At 70.3% G+C, this 23,066-nt stretch carries 24 protein-coding genes, 1 tRNA gene and 3 pseudogenes; 12 read left to right on the top strand and 16 right to left on the bottom strand.

What is annotated here, in order from left to right; translation table 11 throughout:
* Positions 1 to 16 precede the first annotated feature (16 nt).
* The 5 genes and pseudogenes from ACH4LD_RS07215 to ACH4LD_RS07195 all read right to left on the bottom strand — a co-directional run bounded on the left by ACH4LD_RS07215 (position 17) and on the right by ACH4LD_RS07195 (position 4,244).
* The gene (locus ACH4LD_RS07215) at positions 17 to 1,186 is read right to left on the bottom strand and encodes an IS110 family transposase (RefSeq protein WP_398106161.1); all 1,170 of its coding nucleotides are present in this window, start codon (positions 1,184 to 1,186) and stop codon (positions 17 to 19) included.
* Positions 1,187 to 1,810: 624 nt separating this feature from the next.
* Positions 1,811 to 2,400: pseudogene (locus tag ACH4LD_RS07210) on the bottom strand (DUF5994 family protein).
* 244 nt (positions 2,401 to 2,644) lie between these two features.
* Positions 2,645 to 3,022: an Asp23/Gls24 family envelope stress response protein gene (locus ACH4LD_RS07205; RefSeq protein WP_132782965.1), complete on the bottom strand. Its 378-nt coding sequence runs from the start codon at positions 3,020 to 3,022 to the stop codon at positions 2,645 to 2,647.
* Complete coding sequence (locus ACH4LD_RS07200; RefSeq protein WP_398054158.1) at positions 3,022 to 3,663, bottom strand: hypothetical protein; 642 nt, start codon at positions 3,661 to 3,663, stop codon at positions 3,022 to 3,024. The genes ACH4LD_RS07205 and ACH4LD_RS07200 overlap by 1 nt, the downstream gene beginning before the upstream one ends.
* Positions 3,654 to 4,244, bottom strand: coding sequence for an RNA polymerase sigma factor (locus tag ACH4LD_RS07195; RefSeq protein ID WP_398054160.1), 591 nt, complete (start codon positions 4,242 to 4,244; stop codon positions 3,654 to 3,656). Before ACH4LD_RS07195 ends, ACH4LD_RS07200 begins: the two co-directional genes overlap by 10 nt.
* A gap of 158 nt (positions 4,245 to 4,402) precedes the next feature.
* Here ACH4LD_RS07195 and ACH4LD_RS07190 point away from each other — a divergent pair, with 158 nt between their 5' ends.
* The 8 genes from ACH4LD_RS07190 (at position 4,403) to ACH4LD_RS07155 (ending at position 9,598) form a co-directional block, all read left to right on the top strand.
* On the top strand, positions 4,403 to 4,888 hold the full coding sequence (locus ACH4LD_RS07190) for an Asp23/Gls24 family envelope stress response protein (protein ID WP_132782967.1): 486 nt from the start codon (positions 4,403 to 4,405) through the stop codon (positions 4,886 to 4,888).
* 52 nt (positions 4,889 to 4,940) lie between these two features.
* Positions 4,941 to 5,132, top strand: coding sequence for a hypothetical protein (locus ACH4LD_RS07185; RefSeq protein WP_165951464.1), 192 nt, complete (start codon positions 4,941 to 4,943; stop codon positions 5,130 to 5,132).
* Positions 5,129 to 5,536, top strand: a complete 408-nt coding sequence (locus ACH4LD_RS07180; protein WP_132782969.1) for an Asp23/Gls24 family envelope stress response protein — start codon at positions 5,129 to 5,131, stop codon at positions 5,534 to 5,536. The genes ACH4LD_RS07185 and ACH4LD_RS07180 overlap by 4 nt, the downstream gene beginning before the upstream one ends.
* A 52-nt stretch (positions 5,537 to 5,588) precedes the next feature.
* The gene (locus ACH4LD_RS07175) at positions 5,589 to 6,275 is read left to right on the top strand and encodes a DUF6286 domain-containing protein (protein WP_165951484.1); all 687 of its coding nucleotides are present in this window, start codon (positions 5,589 to 5,591) and stop codon (positions 6,273 to 6,275) included.
* Between the two features lie 29 nt (positions 6,276 to 6,304).
* Positions 6,305 to 6,913, top strand: coding sequence for an alkaline shock response membrane anchor protein AmaP (locus ACH4LD_RS07170; RefSeq protein WP_398054162.1), 609 nt, complete (start codon positions 6,305 to 6,307; stop codon positions 6,911 to 6,913).
* A gap of 88 nt (positions 6,914 to 7,001) precedes the next feature.
* Positions 7,002 to 7,157: a DUF6131 family protein gene (locus ACH4LD_RS07165; protein WP_165951485.1), complete on the top strand. Its 156-nt coding sequence runs from the start codon at positions 7,002 to 7,004 to the stop codon at positions 7,155 to 7,157.
* A gap of 484 nt (positions 7,158 to 7,641) precedes the next feature.
* The gene (locus tag ACH4LD_RS07160; protein WP_398054163.1) at positions 7,642 to 8,295 is read left to right on the top strand and encodes a DUF5994 family protein; all 654 of its coding nucleotides are present in this window, start codon (positions 7,642 to 7,644) and stop codon (positions 8,293 to 8,295) included.
* A gap of 34 nt (positions 8,296 to 8,329) precedes the next feature.
* Positions 8,330 to 9,598: an ATP-binding protein gene (locus ACH4LD_RS07155; protein WP_398054164.1), complete on the top strand. Its 1,269-nt coding sequence runs from the start codon at positions 8,330 to 8,332 to the stop codon at positions 9,596 to 9,598.
* A 38-nt stretch (positions 9,599 to 9,636) separates the two neighbouring features.
* Here the strand turns inward: ACH4LD_RS07155 and ACH4LD_RS07150 are convergent, their stop codons facing one another.
* The 4 genes from ACH4LD_RS07150 to ACH4LD_RS07135 all read right to left on the bottom strand — a co-directional run bounded on the left by ACH4LD_RS07150 (position 9,637) and on the right by ACH4LD_RS07135 (position 12,643).
* Positions 9,637 to 10,122 (bottom strand): DUF5994 family protein, encoded by a 486-nt coding sequence (locus ACH4LD_RS07150; protein WP_398054165.1) that lies wholly within the window; start codon positions 10,120 to 10,122, stop codon positions 9,637 to 9,639.
* Positions 10,123 to 10,408: 286 nt separating this feature from the next.
* Positions 10,409 to 10,681, bottom strand: a complete 273-nt coding sequence (locus tag ACH4LD_RS07145; RefSeq protein WP_132783440.1) for a hypothetical protein — start codon at positions 10,679 to 10,681, stop codon at positions 10,409 to 10,411.
* Positions 10,682 to 10,939: 258 nt separating this feature from the next.
* Positions 10,940 to 11,476, bottom strand: coding sequence for a DUF5994 family protein (locus ACH4LD_RS07140; protein ID WP_398054166.1), 537 nt, complete (start codon positions 11,474 to 11,476; stop codon positions 10,940 to 10,942).
* Positions 11,477 to 11,665: 189 nt separating this feature from the next.
* The gene (locus ACH4LD_RS07135) at positions 11,666 to 12,643 is read right to left on the bottom strand and encodes a magnesium transporter CorA family protein (RefSeq protein ID WP_398054167.1); all 978 of its coding nucleotides are present in this window, start codon (positions 12,641 to 12,643) and stop codon (positions 11,666 to 11,668) included.
* Between the two features lie 317 nt (positions 12,644 to 12,960).
* Here ACH4LD_RS07135 and ACH4LD_RS07130 point away from each other — a divergent pair.
* A pseudogene (locus ACH4LD_RS07130) lies at positions 12,961 to 13,365 on the top strand (fatty acid desaturase family protein); the annotation flags it as partial.
* Positions 13,365 to 13,682: pseudogene (locus tag ACH4LD_RS07125) on the top strand (SpoIIE family protein phosphatase); the annotation flags it as partial. The pseudogenes ACH4LD_RS07130 and ACH4LD_RS07125, both read left to right, overlap by 1 nt.
* 661 nt (positions 13,683 to 14,343) lie before the next feature.
* On the opposite strand, the gene ACH4LD_RS07120 reads toward ACH4LD_RS07125, so the two are convergent.
* Positions 14,344 to 14,547, bottom strand: a complete 204-nt coding sequence (locus ACH4LD_RS07120; RefSeq protein ID WP_266963435.1) for a cold-shock protein — start codon at positions 14,545 to 14,547, stop codon at positions 14,344 to 14,346.
* 1,057 nt (positions 14,548 to 15,604) lie between these two features.
* On the opposite strand from ACH4LD_RS07120, the gene ACH4LD_RS07115 reads away from it, so the two are divergent.
* A complete protein-coding gene (locus ACH4LD_RS07115) occupies positions 15,605 to 17,290 on the top strand; it encodes a ribonuclease J (RefSeq protein WP_398054168.1) in 1,686 nt (561 codons plus the stop codon).
* Between the two features lie 153 nt (positions 17,291 to 17,443).
* Here the strand turns inward: ACH4LD_RS07115 and ACH4LD_RS07110 are convergent, their stop codons facing one another.
* The 3 genes from ACH4LD_RS07110 to ACH4LD_RS07100 form a co-directional block, all read right to left on the bottom strand.
* A complete protein-coding gene (locus ACH4LD_RS07110) occupies positions 17,444 to 17,848 on the bottom strand; it encodes an ATP-binding protein (protein WP_398054169.1) in 405 nt (134 codons plus the stop codon).
* A 367-nt stretch (positions 17,849 to 18,215) separates the two neighbouring features.
* Positions 18,216 to 18,289: transfer RNA gene (locus tag ACH4LD_RS07105), tRNA-Met, on the bottom strand.
* A gap of 270 nt (positions 18,290 to 18,559) precedes the next feature.
* The gene (locus tag ACH4LD_RS07100; protein WP_398054170.1) at positions 18,560 to 19,048 is read right to left on the bottom strand and encodes an ATP-binding protein; all 489 of its coding nucleotides are present in this window, start codon (positions 19,046 to 19,048) and stop codon (positions 18,560 to 18,562) included.
* 219 nt (positions 19,049 to 19,267) lie between these two features.
* Here ACH4LD_RS07100 and ACH4LD_RS07095 point away from each other — a divergent pair, with 219 nt between their 5' ends.
* Positions 19,268 to 19,585, top strand: a complete 318-nt coding sequence (locus ACH4LD_RS07095) for an STAS domain-containing protein (RefSeq protein ID WP_398054171.1) — start codon at positions 19,268 to 19,270, stop codon at positions 19,583 to 19,585.
* 125 nt (positions 19,586 to 19,710) lie between these two features.
* Here ACH4LD_RS07095 and ACH4LD_RS07090 read toward each other — a convergent pair whose 3' ends face one another.
* From ACH4LD_RS07090 to ACH4LD_RS07080, 3 genes are all read right to left on the bottom strand, one after another.
* The gene (locus ACH4LD_RS07090) at positions 19,711 to 20,886 is read right to left on the bottom strand and encodes a PP2C family protein-serine/threonine phosphatase (protein WP_398054172.1); all 1,176 of its coding nucleotides are present in this window, start codon (positions 20,884 to 20,886) and stop codon (positions 19,711 to 19,713) included.
* A gap of 229 nt (positions 20,887 to 21,115) precedes the next feature.
* Positions 21,116 to 21,436 (bottom strand): MerR family transcriptional regulator, encoded by a 321-nt coding sequence (locus ACH4LD_RS07085; RefSeq protein WP_390736234.1) that lies wholly within the window; start codon positions 21,434 to 21,436, stop codon positions 21,116 to 21,118.
* Positions 21,437 to 22,093: 657 nt separating this feature from the next.
* Positions 22,094 to 22,924, bottom strand: a complete 831-nt coding sequence (locus tag ACH4LD_RS07080) for an RNA polymerase sigma factor SigF (RefSeq protein ID WP_398106160.1) — start codon at positions 22,922 to 22,924, stop codon at positions 22,094 to 22,096.
* Positions 22,925 to 23,066: the final 142 nt, after the last annotated feature.

Below are 23,066 nucleotides of genomic sequence, written 5' to 3'. Positions count from 1 at the left end.
CGGATCACCGACGCCCCTATGACGCGGGGGTGCGGGAAACCGGTCTGACCAGGTTGAAGACCTCGCGGGCTGCGTATCGCTTGAGACATCGGATGATCTCGCGTCGGGTCTTGCCCTCCTGGGTGCGGCGTTCGAAGTACGCCTGCGTGCGCGGGTCGTGGCGCAGGCGGGTGAACACGATGCGGTGCAGGGCGGCGTTCGCCCGGCGGTCGCCGCCGTGGTTGAGCCGGCGCGTGCTCCGCCGGCCCGACGAATACTCGACGGGGCTGACTCCGCAAAGGGCAGCAAAGGATGCCTCGGAGTTCAGCCGCTCGGGGTTGTCTCCCATGGTGATCAGGAGAGTGACGGCGCTGTCCGGGCCGATGCCCACCGGTTCGAGCAGCTGTGGGGCGTGGCGTTCGACGAGCCGGGTCAGGCGTTGGTTCAGCTCATCGATCTGCCCGGTGAGCTGTTCGATGCGTTCGGCGAGCATTCTCAGGGCCATGTGGGTGGCCTGGGCCACCGTGCACTCGCCGTCCTCGCCGTCGCCTGGCCCGAGGCGTGCACAGGTGCGGAACAACTCGCGGTTGCCCAGTCTGGACAGTCGTTCCCGCAGTGCGGGATCGGCGACGACCAGGACGGCTTTGAGCTGGTTCACCGCCTGGGTACGGGCCTTGACCGCGGAGTCCTGGCCGAGTTTCAACATCCGGGCGCTGTGCACCGGACCGTCGCCGGACTTGGCCCGGGCCCGACCGCTGAGCACGGCCAGCGCGGCGGCCTGCGCATCGAGCGGGTCCGACTTCCCCAGCAGCCGGCGGGCCGAGCGGTCGGGCCGGTTCACCTCATGTACCTCGACCTGCTGCGTCAGCAGGTAGCGGGACAGGCCCGCGCCGAAGGTGCCTGTGCCCTCCGCACCGGCCCGGCGCACCGTACCCCGCTTGCGGGCCCAGACGAGCAGCCGGCGGTAGCCGGCCGCCGTCGCCGGAAAGGACTCGGTGCCCAGGACCTTCCCAGCGGGGAGATCACGGCGGCTACGTGCACCTCGCCGTGCGTGTCCACGCCCAGGACGACCTCGCCGGGAACAGGTGGATCCGTGCTGGTGCAGGAGGTACTGCGCCGTCTGGTCGTCATGGTGGTTCGCCTCTCCCGCGCGTGACGTGCTGGGGCAACGGCAGTCGACAAGCCCGTGACTGGACGCTTCGGTCATGGATCTCATGAGTCAGACCCCCGTCCGGGACGGCATTGCTCGACCGTCCCACTGATCGGCACACCGGCATGGCCGGACCACAGCTGGGTGATTTCGTCCGAACCGGCGCTCAATCTGGACTGGACGGGGCTGACGCGGAGTCGGCTTCTCGCTCGTGACCGGCATCCGTTGACGCGGCCGACGCCGCACCGGGCAGGAAGCCCGCCGACGGCCCCCCGCCCCTGGAACACTCAGCAGGCTCGCATGCTGCTCGCCGGCCACCCGGAGAACGTGCGTGGCACCTGCTGCCGGCCGCGGGCCGTCCTGAGGGCATGGGCGGTGTCCGAGGACAGTGCGGAGTCGGCGGTCCTGCTGCTGAGCGGACTGGTCAGCAATGCCGTTCTGCACCTCGGTTCATCAGAAGACGGGCCTGGCGCGCGAAGGACCGGACACGCGGCTCATCCTGCGCCCGGTACACGGCCGTACTGGCGTGCGGAGAGGCGAACGGCCGGTTGAGAAACCCTTGTTCCAGGCGCACGGTCGGCTGTTCCAGGGGCAGGGTCGGCTGGTCACCTCGGGGGATACGCCGCAATCGGATGAGCAGCCGCATCCGCAGCATGCCCACCGTGGTGATCTCCCTGCCTCTCACATCCCTGCTACCGGGGTGGACACGTGCTCGATGACCTCTGCGGCAGGGGTACGTGCGGCATGTCCGCCTTCGGAGTGCCAGACCGCCTCCCGGAGCGAGTCCCGGTCGGCCGCTTCCTCCGCCACGGTCCGGAAGCGCTCGCCCTCATGGATCAGGCCGGTCGCCGTGAGGGTCCGCGACGGGTCGGTGGCCGTGGCCATGAGCCGGGCCGCGGTGGCCGGTTCTGTGTCCGGCGGTATGACCAGCAGGTCCCAGCGGCCGACGGTGTAGGAGAGCAGGAGCAGCTTGTGCGGGTCTTGTTCGGCCTCGAACCAGCCGACGTGCACCACGTGCCCATGAACGGGCACCTTTCGGGGATGACGGGCCAGAACGTGGGATTCACCGTTACCCGGGTGATCCGGCCCCACAGTGGGTCGAGGACCGCGATGAGTGCCGGAAGCTCCGCCGTCAGGTCGCGGGAACGGGGCCACCAGGCACCGTCGATCAGTGCCGGAGCGGTTCCGAGGGGTGCCAGGACGAGTCGGAGGGGCGACGAACAAGGAGTCCGGTCCTCGTCCGCGGGCGTCAACAGAACAGTCGCGGTCATGCCAAGGGCCCAACCCCGGGCCGACCGTGGCCGACCCGGTGGTCGTGAATCGCCGAGAACGACGTCAGCGTGGAAGCCGGTGTACGGAATGCTCTCGGTAATCACCAGGGTACTCCCCGTCTGGGGCCGACGGACCGTTGCGGCTACGGGCTGAACGGAGCACGAGGCGCCGGCCGCCCGTCGCCGCAGTCAGCGCAGGAGGCGGCGGAGCGACGGTTCGCGCGGTCCGTGCCCGCGCCTTTGCTCATGCCGCGTCGTGCCAGGCGGCGACACCGGTCACCGTGACCGAGACGGTGACCGGCTCCGCTACACCGTGGGTGGCGAGGTGGGCGATGACGGCGGCAGCCACCCGGTCGTGGACGTTCCGGGCGATGTCCAGCGCCCGCCGTCCCCCGGTCAGGACGCAGCGCACCTCTATATGCCATCCCGAACCGTCCGGCGCCCGGTCGGCGCGAATGCCGGCCTCGGGCGGCGTTCGGCGGGGCATGGTGTCCGCTTGGGTGGGCGCGGCGACTGCCGCGAGGCGGTGGGCGAGGCGGGGTTGCAGGCCGGCCACCCCAGGGACCGCGAGGGCCGCCTCGGCCGCGACGCAGAGGAGCGCGGTGGTGCCGGTGGCGGTCATCACGTGCCCCCACCGGTCGCGAGACCCGGGCCGAGGGGCGGCCACGGCTCCAGGACGTCGACCACGGTGATGTCGACGGCCGACACGGCGAGACCCAGGTCCTGTCCGGCCGAGTGGAGGACCGCTCCGCGTACCTGGTGGACCCGGTCGGGCAGCGGACGGTCGAGAGCGGCGGCCAGGGTCATGGTCACCCGTACGTCGGTGCTCTCCCCCTCGGGTGCGAGACGGCAGCTCGCCGCCCTGGCACCGGGGACCGTGTCCGTGGCCCGCCGCAGGACCTTCGCCGCGGCGCTCTCGGCGATCCGCAGGTCCCGGTCCGGATCCGCCAGAGGCAGTAGCCGCCCGAGCCGTACCTCTGCCCGGACGATGTTCATGACGCGGTCGGCGAGTGCGTGCAGGCCGGGGGCGCCCTCGGCGCGCAGCACGCGGGTGGCCGCGTTCACCGTGGCCAGTGCCTCGGCTGCCTCCCGGCAGTAAGGACAGGAGACGGTGTGCGGGTCGGTGGCCGGCAGCGCGTCACACTCCTGTTCCCAGACCCGGCTGATCAGGCGGCCGCAAGGGAGTACCTCATCGCCCTCGAACGGGGGCCCGTCGGTTTCGGGCGGGTCTGAGGGCCCCGGGTGCGGGTCGTCTAGCGCCATGGGCCCATCGCCTCCTGCAGGGATCGGCGTGCCCTGAACAGCCTGCCGCGCACGGTCGACTCAGTGGCCCGCGTCACGTGGGCGATCTCCTTGTACGACAGGCCCTGCACCTCCCGAAGGATCCAGCAGAGCCGCTGCCCGGCGTCCAGCTCGCCGAGCGCACGGGACAGGGCGGCAGTGGCCGCGTCCTGCTCGGCGAACCGGGCGGGCTGGCTCCAGGCGTCTCCCGCCGCGGGCTCGGCGACGGCGTCCAGCGAGAGGGGCGGCGGCCGGCGCCGGCACAGGGTGAGGCATCGGTTGACGGTGATCCGGTACATCCAGGTGCCGAACTCCGCGCTGTGGCGGTATTCCGGCAGTCGCCGCCAGGCGCTGACGAAGGCGTCCTGAACGGCCTCCTCGGCATCCTGCGGATTGACGAGCATGCAGCGGGCCAGGGCGAGGAGGGACGAGCCGTGCCGCCGGACGAGGACGGCGAAGGAGTCCTCGTCCCCCTCGGCCGCCTGTACGGCCAGCAGCGCGTCCGGCAGGCCGCGACCCAGCAGGTCGCGTTCCGGCGATGATGGGACAGCGTGTTCGATCATGACGCCCCCGCACAAGGCTTCGGACCACCCAGGTACCCCCCGGCTCCTGTGACGCACATCACATGCCGCGCGCGTGAGGAATGCGGCGTCCGACATGTCCAACCCTTCGACGGGCGCCACACCGGTGTCCGACCGACCGACCGATCGAGGCGACCGCCATGACGGAGAACATCACCAGCGTCGGCGGGGGCGGCAGGCCCGATGCGGGTGTGAGCGCGCTGAAGGGCCGTACCGGAGCCGGAGCTCCGGCCGAGACACGGGGCAAGACCACCATCGCCGACGGCGTCGTAGCCAAGATCGCGGGCATGGCCGCCCGCGAGGTACCGGGCATCTACAGCCTGGGCGGGGGGATGGCCCGCGCCTTCGGTGCCATGCGGGAACGCGTTCCCGGTGGAGGGGGCGGAGGCGTCACGCGAGGAGTGAAGGTCGAGGTCGGCGAGAGCCAGGCCGCTGTCGACCTGGACGTCGTCGTCGAGTACGGCGTCCCCATCGTCGACGTCGCCGGCGCTGTCCGCACCAATGTCATCAGCGCCGTGGAGCGGATGACGGGCCTGGAGGTCGTCGAGGTGAACATCGCCGTCGACGACGTCCACCTGCCCGACGAGGAGGAAGAGGCCGCACCGGACGAGGGCCGCGTGAGGTGATCCACCGCCGGGCCCGCTACGGGCTCGGTGGATCGCGCGCACGATGACGTACGTGCGCGAGACGGGTGAGTGCATGATGAACGCAGCAACGACGGGCCTCGCGGCGGGCATGGCCCTGGGCTTCGCCGGTTATTTCGGCGGCTTCTGGGCATTCTTGCTGGTTCTGGTCCTGGGTACGGCGGGCCTGATCACCGGACTCGTCCTGCAGGGCGACCTCGACCTCCGGACACGGAGGCGGCGGTGAAGGCCCGGCCCGGTTCCGCCGGCGAGGCGTCGGGCCCACCGGCGCCGGCCGCCGGCCTGCCGCCCCCGGCCGAGCGGGGCGCCACCGTCATCCCGGACAGGGTGGTCGCCCGTATCGCCACGCAGGCGGCCCGCACGGCCCAGTCGCGGCGTGCAGCCGTACCGCCGGACCGGGGCGGGCCGACGGCACCCAGCGCCTCCGCCGCCGTCCGTACCGGATCGGTGCGCCTGCACCTGGCCCTGGACCTGCCCTACCCCACCGACATCCCCCAGGTCTGTGAGCGGATCCAGCAGGACGTCGCCGAACGGGTGGCCCAGCTGACCGGCTTGCGGGTGGGAGAGGTCACCCTCACCGTCCGGCGGCTGGTGACCACCGCCGAAGCGAGCCGGGGGCGGGTCCGGTGAGCGGCCCCGCGCCACGGGGCGCCGGGCACGCCGAGCAGGAAGGAGGAGCGCGATGACACCCGACCCCGGTCCTCCCGCGCGCGGCTCGGCGCCGTCCGCGCACCGCGCCACGGTGCCGCTGACGAAGGAGCCCGATCCACCCGAACGCGACGTGTCCGGCCCTGATCGCACGGCCGGTGAGCGCGAGGGCGGGCACCGAACCCACCGGCCGTGGTCCGCGCGCCGTATCCCGGCCGCGCTGGTCGCCTCGGTGATCCTCGTGGCGGCGGTCGCGGCGCTGGTCGACGTCATCGCCGTACGAGTGGGACGCCCGGCGGCGGCCTGGCGACGGCATCTGGCCGACGAACTGGCCACCCGCCCCGTGGACGACGTGTGGATGCTCACGGGAGCCGCCGTGGCCGCCGCCGTCGGCGTCTGGCTGATCGTCCTGGCCCTCACCCCTGGCCTGCGGCACTGGCTGCCCCTGCGCTCACCCGTCGGCTGCCCCCGGCTGCGGGCCTCCCTGGACCGTGACGGGGCCGCCGACCTGCTGCGTGACGCCGCGATGCGGGTCCCCGGAGTCGGCTCGGCGCACATCCGGGTGCGCCGCCACCGCATCAAAGCGCGCGCGGACGTCCGCTTCCGCGATCCCCAGCGGGTGAAGGACGACCTCACCGCCGCCCTCGACGAGGAGCGCGACCGGCTGGCCCTCGCCCGTCCTCCCCGCATCGTCGTACGCCTGCGGCGACGCACCGACTGACCGAAACCCGCAGCACCGGAGCCCACACCATGACGCCGCGATCCGCGCTCAACCGCAGCCTGCTGGCCCTCGCAGGCCTGGTCCTGCTCGGCGGCGGACTGCTGATCCTCTTCGCCGGACTCGACCTCTACCGGCGACATGATCTGGTCCCGCCCGCCGGCTGGCCCCTGACCGCCCCGGCCGACGTCCTGCTCGGCTCCGCAGACCGGGCCCGCTGGAGCAGCCAGGGCTGGTGGTGGTGGCCCGCGGTCATCGCCGCCCTGGTCCTCGCCGCCCTGCTCGCCCTGTGGTGGCTGTTCACCCAGCTGAGCCGACGTCACCCCGGCTCACTGCCCGTCGGCGGCACACCCCCGCAGGAGGGCGTCGAACTTCGCGACCGCGCTCTCGCCGACGCGATCGCGACCGAAGCCGGTGCCCTTCCGGGGGTCGACGACGCGACCGTACGCATCACCGGCCGACCTGCGCACCACCACACCCACATCGGACTCACCCTCACCCCCGAGGGCGCGCCCAGCGCCACTCTCGGTGCCCTCTGCGAAGGCCCGCTCCGCACCGCACGCCGGTCCACCGGCCTCCCTGACATGCCCACCGAAGTCCGCCTGCACGTCGCCCGCCACAAGCCCCACCGTGCGGAGTAAAGGAAGAGACCGACCGTTCCCCTGCCCAACGCCCCTGCGGTCTTTCGCAGTCCGCAGGTGACCGGCCCTACTCCCCAAAGGAGATACCATGATCGTCTTGGGCATCATCCTGCTCGTCATCGGCTTCCTCACCGGGATATCCATCCTGTGGACCATCGGAATCATCCTGGCGGTCGTCGGAGCCATCCTGTGGATCCTCGGCGCGATGGGACACGCCGTCGCGGGTCGACGCCATTACTGGTGACCGGGGTCAGGTCTGACGGGCGACGGCTCGGGCCGCAGCCGGCGCCCCTTGAATGCCGGAAGCTCCGCCTTCAGGTCGCGGGAACCGGGCCACCAAGCATCGGCGGTCAGAGCGTCCGCGGCGTCGTAATCACCACGACACTCCTCGCCGATGCCCGGCGGACTGATGGGGAGCGGCGGGCTGGACGGAACACGGGGAACACGTCCCACAGCCAAGGAGCGCTGGGCCAGGACACGCCAGCCGTCGTGCGTGAGACCGGTCCGGTGGCCGGCATGCGACGTGCCCCAGCGCCCTCGGCCTTCTCCCGCCGGGATCGACAGCCGCTCCACGGAACGCGGCGTCGCCTCCGCAACCGCCCCGGCGGGTGCGGAGTACGGTTGACAGCACCGAGGGCATTTCGCACACCGGCTTCCACGCCGGGTCGTTCTCGGCGAGAGATGAAACCCGGGTCGCCGCGAAGGCGGCCCGGAGACGGGTCCGCACCATGTCGGCGACCTTGCACGAACCACTACCACACCACGAGCCCGCCGCCGCCCTGGCCGCGCGTCTCGCGCTGAAGACCGACGGCACGTCGCGCGGCCTCCTGGACGGTGCCTGGTGGCCCCGCTCCCGGGACCTGCCGAGCGAACTGCCCGTACTGACCGATGTGCTGGACCCCCTGTGGGGCCGCATCACCCGCATCGCCGTCAACCCGAAGTACTGGCCGGTCATCCCGCACGAGATTGCCGTGGGCGGTCACGTCGTCAAGGTCGGCTGGTTCACGCCGGAGATCGACCCGCACAAGCTGCTGCTGCTCTCCTACGGAACCGGCCGCTGGGATCTGCTGGTCATCCCACCCGAGACCGGGGCGGAGTCGGCGGCCCACCTGATGGCGGCCGCGTCCGACCACGACGGTCCGCCGCTGACCGCAAGCGCTCTCATCGCCGCGGACGAGACGCGGCGTGCCGTCTCCGCTGCCGACCGGCCGCTCGAACCGGACGAGCCAGGGAAGTACGAGAGCGGCCCTTCCTCCGCGGCCGATCCGGCACAGACCGGTCGCGTCAGTCGCCTGACCGCGGTGGTGCCAGCGGGCGATCCGTGCCGCCAGAGCGGACTCGCGGCCGATGCCAGTCGCGCGCGTCCTCCGGGTATCGGCTGATGATGGGAGTACGGCCGAACACGCGGAGCTGATCATGACGGGTTGGCGGGTCAGGGACTACACCCAGGACGATCTCGAAGCGCTGATCCGTGTCGACATGGAGAGCAGTACGACCGAGGTGCCGCCGCTCTTCCCGCTCTCGGACGCCGTGACGGCTCTCCAGGCCCGCCACCCGGCTGTGGTGGCCACGGCCGACGACGTGCTGATCGGCGCCGCGGTGAGCAGGGTGGAGGGCGAACGGGCATGGATTCTGCGCATCTGCATGGCGCCCGGCTGGCGGCAGCGCGGGCTGGGCAGTGCCCTGGTCACCGCCCTTGAGCAACGGCTCTTCGGCGCCGGCGTCCGAGCGGTGCACGCCGTCCTGCCCGAGGGCGAGACCGGTGCCACCGCCCTGCGCAACTGCGACTTCGGCGCCCGCCCTGGGCTGGTCTTCTTCGAGAAGCGCGGGCCGGTGACCCCGCAGTCGGCCGGCACGCTGTCCTCGCTCGGAGCGGAGCTGCCACCGGGGGGGCTGTGGCAGAAAGTCGCGGGCATGCAACGGGAGAAGCGGCTCATCGAGCGGCGCCTGGTCCTGCCGCTGGCCCATCCCGAACTGGCCGCCCAGCACGGAGTGGAACTGCCACGGGCGGTGATGCTGTTCGGCCCGCCCGGGACCGGCAAGAGCACGTTCGCGCACGCGATCGCCGGCCGCCTGGGATGGCCCTTCCTCGAACTGTTCCCCGCCCGTCTGGCCGCCGAGTACGGCCTGGCGACCGGGCTCAACCGGCGCTTCGACGAGATCGCCCGGCTCGACCACGTCCTCGTCTTCATCGACGAGGTCGAGGAGATCGCCGGCGAACGCGGCGGCGCGGACGCGACCGCTGTCGGCGTCGTCAACGAACTGCTCAAAGCGATCGTCCGGTTCCGTAGCCAGGACGGGCGGCTGCTCGTCTGCGCCACGAACAACGTCACGACGCTCGACTCCGCGTTCCTGCGCCACGGCCGCTTCGACTACGTCCTCCCGATCGGCCCTCCCGATCACACCGCCAGGACCGCACTGTGGGAGAGCTACCTGGCCCGAGCGGGGGCGCAGGCCGACAGCGCGGTACTCGCGTCCGCCAGCGAGGGGTTCACCCCCGCTGACATCGCCCATGCGGCGCGCACCGTCTCCCAGGCCCAGTTCGAGCGCACGTTCGACACCGGAACCCGGACCACCCCCACCACCGATGACTACCTGGACACGATCCGCGACACCAGGCCCACGGTCAGCGCCGCCATGGCTCAGGAATTCGCCCAGCAGACCGAGAAGTTCGCCCGCATCTAGGGTCCAGGCCGGCGGGGAGCCGATCCGCGACGGACGTGTCAGGCCGGCGTAGGCGGCGCGTCACCGCCCGCATCGATGAGGATCTGTCCGGCCTCGGTGACGTTGTCGGCCCGTACGGCCCTGGCCATCGCGGCGCGTGCCGCGTCGGGCGACGTGTCCGGAGGGACCAGCATCAGGGAGAAATGGTCCCGGTCGCCCCGGGTGACGAGGACGGTGTCGTCACCGACCGGGAAGGAGTCGATGTGCACGACTCGGCCGTCGACCGTCACCCGGGTCGGCAGTCCGTCCCAGGCGCTCCCGTCCAGACCGACCCGGGTGATGGGCCCGAGATGCTCGGTCAACGCGGAGATCAGCGAGGGGAGCTCGGCACCTATGTCCCGGGACCGCGGCCACCATGCGCCGTCCAGGATTCCCTCGCGTGCGCGTGTCGTCTCCAGCCGCAGCAGGGCCGTGCCGGGTTTCACCGACCGGTGGACGGCGTCCGGCAGGAGCCTGGGGAGGTCGGGGTTGTCTGAGTCGGCCATGATGTCCGCCCGTCCGCAAAGATCAGTGCGACCGCAGAGCATGCGACCGCGATACGACCCTGCAACCTCACCGTACTCCGCACGACGCTCGCGCGAGCGCCTCGCCGCACGGCGCGGTTACGGAAACGGGCAACGGCTCCGGCGTATACCCGCCGGAGCCGCCCTTCCGGGTCATTGCACGTGAGCGTGCTCCGACCCGTATTCCACGTTACGCCAAAGAGACAAATCCGACAGGAAGAATCCTTGCGCGAAGGTTCGCTTCGGTCCGAGAAAGCGACGCGGAGGCTCAGCCACGCCCTTCCTCTTCCGTCTCCATCTGCCGGATCCCCTGGTGCGTCAGCGTGATCATCGCGGGCGTGTTGCCCCTCCCCCAGTCCACGACGATCCAGCCTTCGCCCGCCAGGTACATGCAGGCAGCGGCCATGTCCTGCTCAGGGATGCCGAGGTCGGTGCGGAGCTTCGCCCCATCGACGCCCAGGAGGCGATTGCCCTCGGCGGCCTGGTACAGAGCCTGCATGATCCTCTCGCGGTACGCCTTCCGGTCTCGCAATATCGCCATGACGCGCCTTCCTCTGCCGTCCGTCGGGCCGAAGTCGATGTCATCCGCGGCAGCCGTCGCGGTGGGGCGCGTCGGAACGCTCGCGTTCACCGTCGACCGACGGCGCCTCCGGGGCCGACGCCCGATCCCCGGCAGAACATCGCTGTAGTGGAAGGCAGCGATCCGTTCGTCGTGCTGACCGTTGAGCTGGTGGATCAGAACGACTCCGACGGCGATCAGGACGACCAGCACGGCCACGGCGATGACGAGCACGGGATCTCACCTCCGCCGACCGGCGGGCGAAGGCCCCGCCGAGCCGATGGGCCGGGGCAGGGACGACGGTCGACCTGCTCCGCCTTCGGCCTCCCAGGCTTCCTCCCTGTTTCGTGCATCGATCCTGTCTGCCGCTTGCTCCCGGGCCGGGACATCGATGCCGTCGCCGGCCATCAGCTGCGCGGCGGCGTCAGCACCGGTTTCCGGCGGAATCACCAGCACGTCCCGGCGGCCGTCAGCGGAGAAGAGAGTGAGTCTGTGCGGATCCTGCTCCTCGGTGGACCAGTCCACCTGCACGGTGCGCCCGGCGTCGGACACCCAGTGCGGCAGGACGGGCCAGTAGGCCGGGTGCACGGTGACACCCGTGATACGACCCCAGAGATCGCCCAGTGCGGCCGTCAGGGTGGGCAGCTCACGGGTGAGGGCACGGGAGCGAGGCCACCACATGCCGTCCAGCCCGCCCGGCGCGGGTCTCAGGGACAGCCGGGCCGCCGGCGGCCGCGTGCGCCTGCTCGATGTCGTACGGTCAATGGTCACGGCCATGGCGCGGACCTGTCCCCGGGCTCGTGGGTGCGGCCCGGCGCTGTCGATCACCGGAAACGGCACCCGCAGCGGAGCCGGTGCGCGAAAAACTTCCGGTGTCTTCACACTACTCCGCTCACCGGCCCGAAAAGCGCGGGATGACCAGGTGGTTTCCTGCCTTCGGGACCTGGTCGCCGGTGCCGATGCCGGTCAGAGCCAGTCCTTGCGCTTGAACGTCAGATACAGCAATGCGGACAGGAGCACGATGACGGCGGCGGAGGTGATGAAGCCCGACTCGTGGCCGAAACCGGGATAGGGGAGGTTCTGGCCGTAGTAGCCGGTGATCGCGGTGGGTACGGCGATGATCGCGGCCCAGCTCGTCACCTTCTTCATGATCAGGTTCATGCTGTTGGCCTGGACCGAGAGGTTCGTCTCCATGACCGAGGCCACCAGGTCCCGCAGTGATTCCGTCCACTCGGTGGCACGCAGCACGTGGTCGTAGACGTCCTGGTAGTACGGGACGAGAGGGTCGGTGATCAGGTGCAGGCCGGGGCGCATGAGCCCGTTGACCACCTCGCGCATCGGAAGCACGACGCGGCGCAGCCGGACGAGCGATTTACGCAGTGCGAAGACCCGGCGCTGCACGGCTTCGATCTCGCGGCGCCCGGCCGCGAAGAGCAGGCCCTCCAGCTCCTCGATGCTGTCGTCCAGTTGCTGGACGGCGGCGAAGTGTCCGTCCACGAGATGGTCGAGCAGGCCGTGCAGCAGGAATCCGACGCCGTGGCCGGCCAGGTCCGGGCTCTCGTCCCAGCGGGCGACGACGTCCTCGATGTCGAGGCCGTCGTCCTTGCGGACGGTGATCATGGCCTGGCCGGTGAGGAATACGGCGATCTCGCTGTGCGTCAGCTGCGCACCGTCCGGGCTGACGGTCACGGCATAGGCGCTGAGGAACTCGTGGGTGCGATAGCGGTCGAGTTTCGGCCGCTGTCCACGCTGGGCGGCATCCTCCAGAGCCAGTTCGTGGATGCCGAACTCCTGACCGAGCATGGTGAGTTCAGCGGCTCCGGGCCGGTGCAGGTCCAGCCACAGGACCGACGCCGGATCAGCGAGATGCGCAGGGACGTCACCGACGGGAAAGTCCTCCAGGACCAGAGTGCCGTCGTGATACAGCCGGGTACGCGTCACCATGGCCCGAGGCTAGTGTCTTATATCCCTTCCATGCCGCTTCGCCCCGATTGCCAGCGCGGCAGGTTCGTCGACAGCGGCCACCCTCCGGGGAGGATCTCACGACGTCAGAGCCCGGCGACCTCCGCAGGCTCCGGCCGAGGAGCACCAGGGTGCCGGTCCGAAGGCAGGAATGCGGGTACCCGGCTACGGCATCGCATCCGGCGTACACCGCCCGACCGGATGCGGGCCGTCAGCCAGGAAGGACACGCCGACGGCATGACCGCGCACACCCCTCCCCGTCGCCCGCCTCCCCCGCAGGCGGCAGTGATTTCGCCCGCCTGTCCAAGAAGATCGCCGAGGCCGGCCTGATGAACCGGCGCCCCGGCTACTACACCGTCCGGTCCATCGCCGTGGCCGTCACCTACGCCGGGGGCTGGGGGGCGTTCGTCGTCATCGGCGCCGGCTGGTGAACCCTGGCGGTCGCCGCGTTCCTCGCCATGATGTCCGGCCAGGTGGCTCTGCTCGCCCACGACGTCGCCCACCGCCAGGTCTTCCGCCGGCGCCGGCCCAGCGAGACGGCCGGCCGCATCGCCGGGGCCGCGATCGGGATGGGCTACGGATGGTGGCAGGACAAACACACCCGCCACCACGCCAACCCCAACCACGAGGGCCTCGATCCCGACAACGCCCCCGACCTGCTGGTGTGGTCCCAGGACCAGGCCCGCGCCGCGACCGGGCTACCCTCCTGCTGACCCAGGACGGACAGGCGCAGTACCTCGAAGCCGTGCAGGGGCTCCTCCTCGGCGCCGGTTCGAGCACCGTCGGCAGCCGACCGAACGCCGCGCAGTGGCTGCCGCCGGGTTCCACCCTGCTGCTCTACACCGACGGCCTGATCGAAATCCCCGGCAGCGACCTCGACACCGGCCTCACCCGGCTGCGCCACCACGCCCTCGCTCTCGCCCACGGACCGCTCGACACCCTGTGCGATCAGCTACTCGACCGCATGCCGCCCGGCAACACCGACGACGTGGCCCTGCTCGCCCTGCGGATGCCGTCCTGAACCATGACGTGTGCAGCTGCAGGCGTGGACATTCATCTTGAGGAGCGGTCACGGGGCGTTACCCCCCTGGTCGATGACGAGGAGACGGGTCCGCGTGAGACCGGCACGCCCGCCCTTCTTGGTGGAAGGGATCTGGTGTGACGTGGACGCGACCGCTTCCAGCGCATCGGCCGCACGACCACGCACCGAGTTCACCGACGCCGGGTCGGTCGCGTGGACGCGGTTGCGATCCGCCCGGCCTCGGAGAGACATGCCGTTCCGTAGACACTCCTCAAAGGCGGTTGGATTTGCAGGAGCGAGGGGTGCCTCTCGGTTGGGCGCGGAGAGTCCCTGGTGACAGACTGTGCCTCGGCCGTCAGAGCGGCGGCGTCGCCCCCGCCTTGCTTCGGGTGCTCAGGAGGGGAGAAGCCGGGCGCAACGGTGCCCTCGACGGCGTTGCACGCACTTTGAGAAGCCCCCCGTCGGACCGCACCGGCGAGGCTTCTCGTCGAAGACCGCCATCACAGACGCCCCTATGACGCGGGGGTGCGAGCGACCGGCCTGACCAGGTTGAACACCTCGCGGGCTGCGTATCTCGGCTCTGGTCCGCTGACCACTGCGGCAGACGGTAAGGGCCCGGAGTCCCGAAGCCGGGATGCCGGACCCTTACCGAGGCGCGCGATCAGGCGGGGCGGATGTTCTCCGCCTGCGGGCCCTTCTGACCCTGTGTGATGTCGAACTCGACCTTCTGGCCCTCCTGCAGCTCGCGGTAGCCCTGGCTGGCGATGTTGGAGTAGTGGGCGAAGACGTCGGGGCCGCCGCCCTCCTGCTCGATGAACCCGAAGCCCTTCTCGCTGTTGAACCACTTCACTGTGCCCTTGGCCATAACTGTCTCCTTCGAGGGAAACCGGGCACGCACCCTGCGCGACCGGGAGGTGATCGCCCTGGTCCGGAGAGGCGCTGAACAGCAGGAACGCCCGTGATGGCGATCACGGGCGAACGGAACTTCGGAACCACGACTGCTGATCACAACGCTATAACGGCATGATGGAAGCCGCTAGCGGAAACGCGCCGGCATCCGGCCGGGAACGAAGGGCTGGATCACCCGTGAGGCTCGGCAGATGGTGATCAAGCAGTCTCGCGCCCTTCTTCTGCACAAGGCGACGAGGCATGGCCTCCCCGCCACCGACTGTTTTCTGGCTGAGGGTGGGGACAGTGAGGGGGCCGCCGCCCGGGTCGGCGGGGGCGGCGTCTACGAGAGATCCGCGCCCTTCCCCCGGCATGGGCCTCTTGAGTCGGTCCTCGCGACCGTGGGGTGAGCGGGGGTCGGCCCCATCGCGAACCGGTCGTGAGGACGAGGGCCGGGGCTGTCGTGGCTCCCCCCGCGGGAGCCGGCTCCGGCTCGCCGAACGGGCTACGCCTCCGGTGACCGGTGAGAGCGATCACCAGGGCTTCCGCGCGCCGGCCCCGTGTACCGGCAGGCTGATCAAGCACGAGTTCGACATGCGGCCTCCCCCGGACAAGGCAGCCCGGCCGCTCTCGGAGGACGGCGGCCTGCCCGTCGTCGGGCTCAATACACGGACGAGCCACACCCCGCGCGACCTCGTCGTCGAGTTCACGGGACACCACATCGGCTTCCGGCATGGCGGGCGGGGGCGGCGAGTACTTCGGGGACGCCTCCGTCTGTGTGCCCGGCGAAGGAGGCTGCCTCGGGGCCCTCTCAGCCCACTTGCTTCTGAGCGCTGACGGCGCTCGCGTCTTCTCCTGCACCGGGCGCACGGTTCGGCCACGGACGGTGCTAGCGCTGCCACCACTGACCGTTCCGGCCGCCGGCGTGATCCGATCGTGCCGGGGCACCCGCTGCGGGTGCCTGGGCACCGTCGGGGAAGGGAGATCGCGCAGGCAATGGATCATCCGTCCCGCTCTCCGGGTACCGTCAGGGTATGAGTCATCCGCACCCCGAACTGAAAGCCGCCCCGCCCCTTCCTGAAGGAGGGCTGCGGGTCATCGCCCTGGGCGGCCTGGGTGAGATCGGCCGCAACATGACCGTCTTCGAGCACGCGGGCAAGCTGCTGATCGTCGACTGCGGCGTGCTGTTCCCCGAGGAGACCCAGCCCGGCGTGGACGTGATCCTGCCGGACTTCACCTCGATCCGGGACCGGCTGGACGACATCGTGGCCGTGGTACTCACCCACGGCCACGAGGACCACATCGGCGGCGTGCCGTACCTGCTGCGGGAGCGGTCCGACATTCCCGTCGTCGGCTCCAAGCTGACGCTGGCGTTCCTGGAGGCCAAGCTCAAGGAACACGGCATCCGGCCGCGCACGGTGCGGGTGCGAGAGGGCGACCGGCGTGGCTTCGGGCCCTTCGACTGCGAGTTCGTGGCGGTCAACCACTCCATCCCCGACAGCCTCGCGGTCGCGATCCGCACCCGGGCCGGGCTGGTGCTGCACACCGGCGACTTCAAGATGGACCAGTTCCCTCTCGACGACCGCATCACCGATCTGCGCGCCTTCGCCCGCCTCGGCGAGGAGGGTGTGGACCTGTTCCTCACCGACTCCACCAACGCCGAGGTGCCCGGCTTCACCACCTCCGAGCGTGAGCTGAACCCGGCGATCGAGCAGGTGATGCGCACCGCGCCGCGCCGAGTCATCGTCTCCAGCTTCGCCAGCCACGTGCACCGCATCCAGCAGGTCCTGGACGCCGCCCACCAGCACGGCCGCAAGGTCGCCTTCGTCGGCCGGTCGATGGTCCGCAACATGGGCATCGCCCGTGACCTGGGGTATCTGAAGGTCCCCTCCGGTCTGGTCGTGAGCACGAAGGAGCTGGAGAAGCTCCCGGACCACAAGGTCACTCTGGTGTGCACCGGCTCCCAGGGCGAACCGATGGCCGCGCTGTCACGGATGGCCAACCGCGACCACATGATCCGCATCGGCAAGGGCGACACCGTCCTGCTCGCCAGCTCCCTCATCCCCGGCAACGAGAACGCCATCTACCGGGTGATCAACGGACTCACCCGGTGGGGCGCCCACGTGGTCCACAAGGGCAACGCCAAGGTCCACGTCTCCGGGCACGCCAGCGCCGGCGAACTCGTCTACTGCTACAACATCGTCAAGCCCCGCAACGTCATGCCCGTGCACGGCGAATGGCGCCACCTGCGGGCCAACGCCGACCTCGCCATCCGTACCGGTGTCGACCCCGAACGGGTCGTCATCGCCGAGGACGGCGTCGTCGTCGACCTCGTCGACGGGCGCGCCTCCATCACCGGCAAGGTCCCCGCCGGCAACGTCTACGTGGACGGCATGGAAGTCGGCGGCGCCACCGAAGCGTCTCTCAAGGACCGCCTCACCCTCGCCTCCGAAGGCGTGCTCACGGTGGTGGCGATCGTCGACGCGGACACCGGGGCCCTCGCCGAGGCCCCCGACTTCCTGGCCCGCGGCTTCGTGCACGACGACACCACCTTCGAGCCGGTCGTCCCCGTCATCGAGAAGACTCTGGCCACCGCGGCCGAGGAAGGCGTCGGGGACGCGCGCCAACTCGAACAGCTCCTCGCCCGGGCCGTGGCGAACTGGGCGTTCCGCGCCCACCGCCGCAAGCCCCTCATCATCCCCGTCATCATCGACGCCTGAGCCACAGCCCGGCAGCACTGTCCCGTTCCTGCACGGTCGGCCGGGGAGGTCGCAGCGAACGGTAGTGCTGCCGGGGCCGGTGGGGGCACGGACGAGAGGTGCCCCAGCCGGCGCCGAGGATGGCGCTGTTGGTGGTCGGCTGCGCCACCGCGCTCAGGAGTCGGGGCTGAGTTCGGCCCAGACCGTTTTGCCGGGGTGACCCGGGGTGACACCCCAGCGTCGGGCGAGTCGGTCGAGGAGTTGCATGCCAAAACCGCCGGGCTCGGTGTTCGCGGTGGCGCGTTCGCGGGGCCAGCGGTCACTGGAATCGCTGACGGCTATGCGCAGCCACCGCCCGTTCCAGGTGAGCTGGATCAGGGGCGGGCCGGAGCCGTGGCGGATGGCATTGGTGATCAGTTCCGAGACGAGCAGTTCGGCGGTCTGGATCATCCGGTGCCGGCACAGCGGGCCGCCGAAACCTTCCACGCAGTCGCGGACCCAGTGCCGGGCGGCCGTGATGCTCGCCGTGACCGCGGGGAAGCGCGTCTCGCAGGATGGGGTGGTCGATTCGCCGTTCACGAGGTTCCTCCAGCGCGGGTGGCCCTGGGCCGCCGCCGACGCGTGCTGTGCGCAGCCGGTGGGAGCCACCTGTCGGGTTACCCCTGCCTGCCCGGTGAACCATCCGTGTCTGCCGGGTGACCGGCAGATCCCGCGAAAGTCGTCCGCCGGGAGTTCGACAGTGCCGGCGCGTGCTGGGTGAGTGCGCTGCAGCCCCCTGGCGGCGAGGTACTGGGACAAGCACGGTGGCTGAGGCGGCGTACGGCGTCGTCGGTGCAGCCCAGTGCGTTGTCGCCTTGTGCGACCGCGGTGCCCTGTTCGCCGAGAGCCAGGAGCGAACCGGCACACACAGTGAAGGCCCGGTGGACACCGGGCCTTCACGTTCGAGTAGCGGGGACAGGATTTGAACCTGCGACCTCTGGGTTATGAGCCCAGCGAGCTACCGAGCTGCTCCACCCCGCGTCGGTACGGTGAACTGTACGGCACCGATCGGAATCGGCCCAATCGGCTCACCCGGTCTCCACCTGGACTCTGAGTTCGGGTGCCGCTGGAGTACGGGCCCCCTGGAGGGGTCTTCACGAACGGCAAGTCACCAATGGGATCTTCAACGCGGGGCTGTGTTCGTCGCTCGCACGGCAGCACGCCCAGCACCAGGCTGCCGCAGGGAGCGGGTGGCGGCAGCCGAGATGGCCGTGATCGTCACCGGCGAGGCTGGGGTAGCCGACCGCATTCCTAGGGTTTGTCGCGGGTGCCGGCCAGGCCGGGGACGTCAGCGAGGGCAATGCGGGCGGCGATGCGTTTCCCGACCGGCTCGCGCCGGACTTCCACGCCCTGCGCGACGGCCATCACGATCTCCAGGCCGTGCTGCCCGACGCGGCCTGCGTCCGAGACCCGCGCCACCGGCAGCACCGGGTCGGAGTCCCACACGACGACCTCCACCACTTCGCCAGTGATCCGCAGTTCCATCAGTACGGGTCCGGGCGCGTACTTGCGGGCGTTGGTGACCAGTTCGCTGACCACCAGCTGGGTGAGGTCCACGGCACGCTGCGAGACCGGTACTCCCTGCCCGCTCCGGGCATGGGCGAGAAAGCCTGCGGCCAGATGGCGAGCCTGGGCGATGCAGGCGCCGTCCCCCTCCAGCGCCACGGCGGTCTGCAGAACACGGGCGTCAGGCGCGGCGTCGTCCGCGGTGTCGTCCTCCCCCACCGGGCCTGGCCCCATCAACGCCGCCGTTCTTTCCCCATCTACAACGCGCGCGCATACCCCCGCAGCCGAGGTTCACGCCTTGCCCGCCTTGTTGACTGTGCCACACAAAGACTCCGCCCGTACCATGCCGGGCGACACCGCGTACGACGGTGTGCATATGCCGGGATCACCTATGTGGCTGAGGCGGAGATGACCGACAACGGACCCACTGAGCCGTCAGGCCGGCTATCGGTCGTGTCCACGACCATCGACGGCATCCACGTAGTGACCCTGGCCGGAGAGATCGACCACCACACCGGCGACACACTCCGCCAGGCCCTGGACGTCTCCGACACCCCCCGCCCCCGCGTCGTGGTCGACCTGCACCAGGTCACCTTCATGGACTCCAGCGGCATCAACATCTTCATCGCCGCTCACCGCACCCTCGGCGAAGCCGACGGCTGGCTGCGTCTGGCCGCACCCCGCGAATCCGTGATGCGCACCCTGAACATCGTCGGCGTCGACACCTTCATCGACTGCCGGGAAACGCTCCGCCAAGCCCTCAGCAACTGACGCTTCGGCATCGGCCGCTCCATCGGCGCCTGATCACTGGCTTCGTGCCGTGACGTGCAGTCGTCGGGCATCACGCTACGCAGCCGTGAGGGACGAACCGTAGTCCTTGATCGGCGGACTGGGCTCTACCCGTCTTCGCGGTGCGGACCGTGCCAGTCCAAGACGAGCACGGTGGCGTCGTCCCTGAGGTTTCCCCGACAGGCATCCAGCACCGCGGTGGTCAGGGTGCGCACGGTCTCCCTGGGGTGTGAGGCGCGGGTGTCCCACATGAGGGATGCCAGGTCGACGGCTCCGGCGCCGCGTTCCTGCATGCCGTCGGTGAGCAGGACCAGACGGTCGCCGGGGAGGAGCTGGAGTTGCTGGACACGGTAGGAGGCGGGGGCCGCCACGCCGAAGGGGAGGTTGGCCGCGAGCTGGACCTCTTCGACCTCGGTGGCGCCTTTGCGCAGGCGCAGCGGCCGGGGATGCCCGGCGTTGACCAGTTCGCAGGTCCCCGTCGCGAGGCTGATGCACAGCAATTGACCGGTGGCCAGGCCACGACTGTGGGTCAGCAAGGCGTCATGGGCGCGTTGGGCCTGCTGGAGCGCGTCACAACCGCTGCGGCGAGCGCCGCGCAGAGCGCCGATCAGGAGCGTGGCGAGCAGCGCGGAGTGGGTGTCGTGACCCATGGCGTCGGTGATGGACAGGTGCAGTGTGTCGCGATCGAGCGTGAAGTCGTATGTGTCCCCGCCGATGTCGTCGGCCGGCACCAGCCCCGCGGCGAGGGTGAACTGGGGAGCCTCGCAGCAGGAGGCCGAGGGAAGCAGTTGGTGCTGGATCTCGGCGGCCAGGCTGGTCCGGGTGGTGCGCCGGCCCGCGTGATACAGGTCGGTGAAGCGGCGGTCGGTGACGATGATGTAGGCCAGTGCGTGCGCCGCGTCCTCGATCTGGGCGAGCACGGTGTCGTCGGCGTTCTGCAGCGTCGCCTCCAGCAGACCGATGCAGTCGCCGCGGTTGGTCACCGGCGAGATCACACGCCGACCGCCCAGGCCGTCCGGTTCCACGTGCTGGCGCTGGCTGCGCAGGACGGCGTCGTAGACGCTGCCCTCCAGGTCGATCCGCTCGGCAGCGCCCCCGCCGTCATCGGCCTGTGTGATCAGGCGCAACAGCCGATGGCCCACGAGATCGACGAACAGGAAGGACACGCGCTCCGCCCCGAAACGCTTGCGCAAGTCGTTCGCGACTACCTCGACGGACTCCCCCGGCGGTGCCGCCTCCGCGGCGGCCAGAAGCTGCCCCAGTTCCAGATCCCCGCCACCCATGGCCACCTCCTGTCCGTTGCCGCTCCTTCTTCCCCGGGTTCGCCCGTCTTCACCCAGCACATCCATCGCGCGCGCTCGCGGTTTTCTCTTCCGTCGGGATCTGGTCGACGCGTTGAGCCCGCCTGGGGTGCGGAACGGCGGTGGGGTCTCCCGGTCGCCTCGTCCGCCAGCGGGACATCGGTTGCCTCGGGTTCAAGTGGTCCGATCAGGCTGATCTCTTCGGCTGAGGCTAGCTGCCTTCGGCGCGCAGTCGCTCGTTGATGCGCTGGGCCTCTGCGAGCTGGTCTTCGAGGATGACGATGCGGCAGGCGGCCTCTATGGCGGTCCCCTGGTCGACGAGTTCGCGGGCGCGGGCGGCGATGCGCAGCTGGTAACGGGAGTAGCGGCGATGTCCGCCCTCGGAGCGCAGCGGGGTGATCAGGCGGTGTTCGCCGAGGGCCCGGAGGAAGGCGGGTGTGGTGCCGAGCATCTCAGCGGCCCGGCCCATGGTGTAGGCGGGGTAGTCGTCATCGTCGAGAGGGGCGACGGGACGGGAACCGGCAGGCGGCATATACCTCTTCTTTCGGGGACGCGTCGGGGGGCCCGGGTGCCAGTACCGGCACCCGGGCCCCGAGCTTTCAACACCATCTACCGGCGCACTGCGCCGGCCTTCTTGTTCCGCAGGGGCCGCCCGGGAGGGCGGGGCTGCGGGGATCGCGGATGCGTGACCGGGGACCACCTTCCAATCCGGGGCCTTGCGGTACCCGGGCGGACTGCTTCCTCGCCCGGGCGATCCTGATGGCGTTCTGCTCCTTACCTTTCGATTGCGCGGATACCGCGGATGCTGCTCACAGCCCCGCTGGGGCCGTGTCCTTCTGGTCTACCTGCACAGCCGTACCTGCTGTGCCCACTTCGACTCCTGGGTACGTAGACAACGCTAACCCTGCAACGCCAGAGTGTCTACTGCCGCCACGACAGTTTTTCTCTACGGAGTACACGTGAGCTTCTACCGCAGACACTCCAGAGAGAGTGCCGCTCGAATGGCGGCCCCCTTCTTCCGGCACAGTCGTCCTCGGTGAGGCCGGCCCGGTGGGAACACGCGCCCGGCCCCGTGCCGTTCCGGACGCCTGGCTTCCCTGGCCTCGGGACCGTGGCCTCTCATGCAGCTGATGCGGCTGATGCCCGCCACGGCTGCGGCGGGCATCAGCGGAACGCGGACAACCGGCTGTCAGCCAGTAGTGAGCAGGCCCTCGCGCAGGCGGGCGAGGCAGCGGGACAGGAGTCGGGAGACGTGCATCTGGGAGACGCCGAGGCGTTCGCCGATCTGGGCCTGGGTGAGTTCCTCCACGAACCGCATGTGGATGATCTGCCGGTCCCGCTCATCCAGGTCGGCGATCAGCGGGGCCAGGGAGTGGAAGTCCTCCACCAACTCCAGCGCGGTGTCCTCGGTGCCGATGAAGTCCTGCAGGACGCTCTCGCCGTCCTCGCTGCCGCCGATCGTGGCGTCCAGGGAGGAGGAGTTGTAGCCGTTGGAAGCCAGGCGGGCCTCGCGGACCTCGTCCTCGGACAGGCTCATCAGCTCCGACAGTTCCTTGACCGTCGGCGTGCGGCCCAGCCGGCTGCGCAGTTCCTCGGTGGCGCGGGCGAGCTGGACGCGGGCCTCCTGGAGGCGGCGGGGCACGTGCACCGCCCAGGTGGTGTCCCGGAAGAACCTCTTGATCTCCCCGACGACGTAGGGGATGGCGAAGGAGGTGAACTCCACCTCCCGCGACAGCTCGAACCGGTCGATCGCCTTGATCAGGCCGATCATCCCGACCTGGACGATGTCCTCCATCTCCTCCGGCCCGCGGCTGCGGAAGCGGCCGGCCGCGTAGCGGACCAGGGACATGTTCATCTCGATCAGCGTGTTACGGGCGTAGCTGTATTCGGGCGTGCCCTCCTCCAGCACCGCGAGCTGTTCGAAGAACAAGCGGGAGAGCTCGCGGGCGTCCTTGGGCGCCACGCGGGAAGGGTCGGCTACTTCGGGCAGCTCGGCCAGCTGCGTGTCCCACCTGCTCATGAGCGCCATGAGGTCCCCTCCTGGTTCGAACTCGTTCCACGGCCCGCCGTGAAACGGCCGACGACGCCCGGCTACCCCCTCACCTCACACACATGCCTGCCACCACACGAGCGAGGGGCGGGCGTGAGCTGAGGCATCTCCC

It is taken from the genome of Streptomyces sp. NPDC017676 (genome assembly GCF_044329325.1).
Classification (GTDB): Bacteria; Actinomycetota; Actinomycetes; order Streptomycetales; family Streptomycetaceae; genus Streptomyces.
The sequence above is the reverse complement of the archived record's forward strand: the minus strand, read 5'-3'. Positions and strand labels throughout refer to the sequence as shown.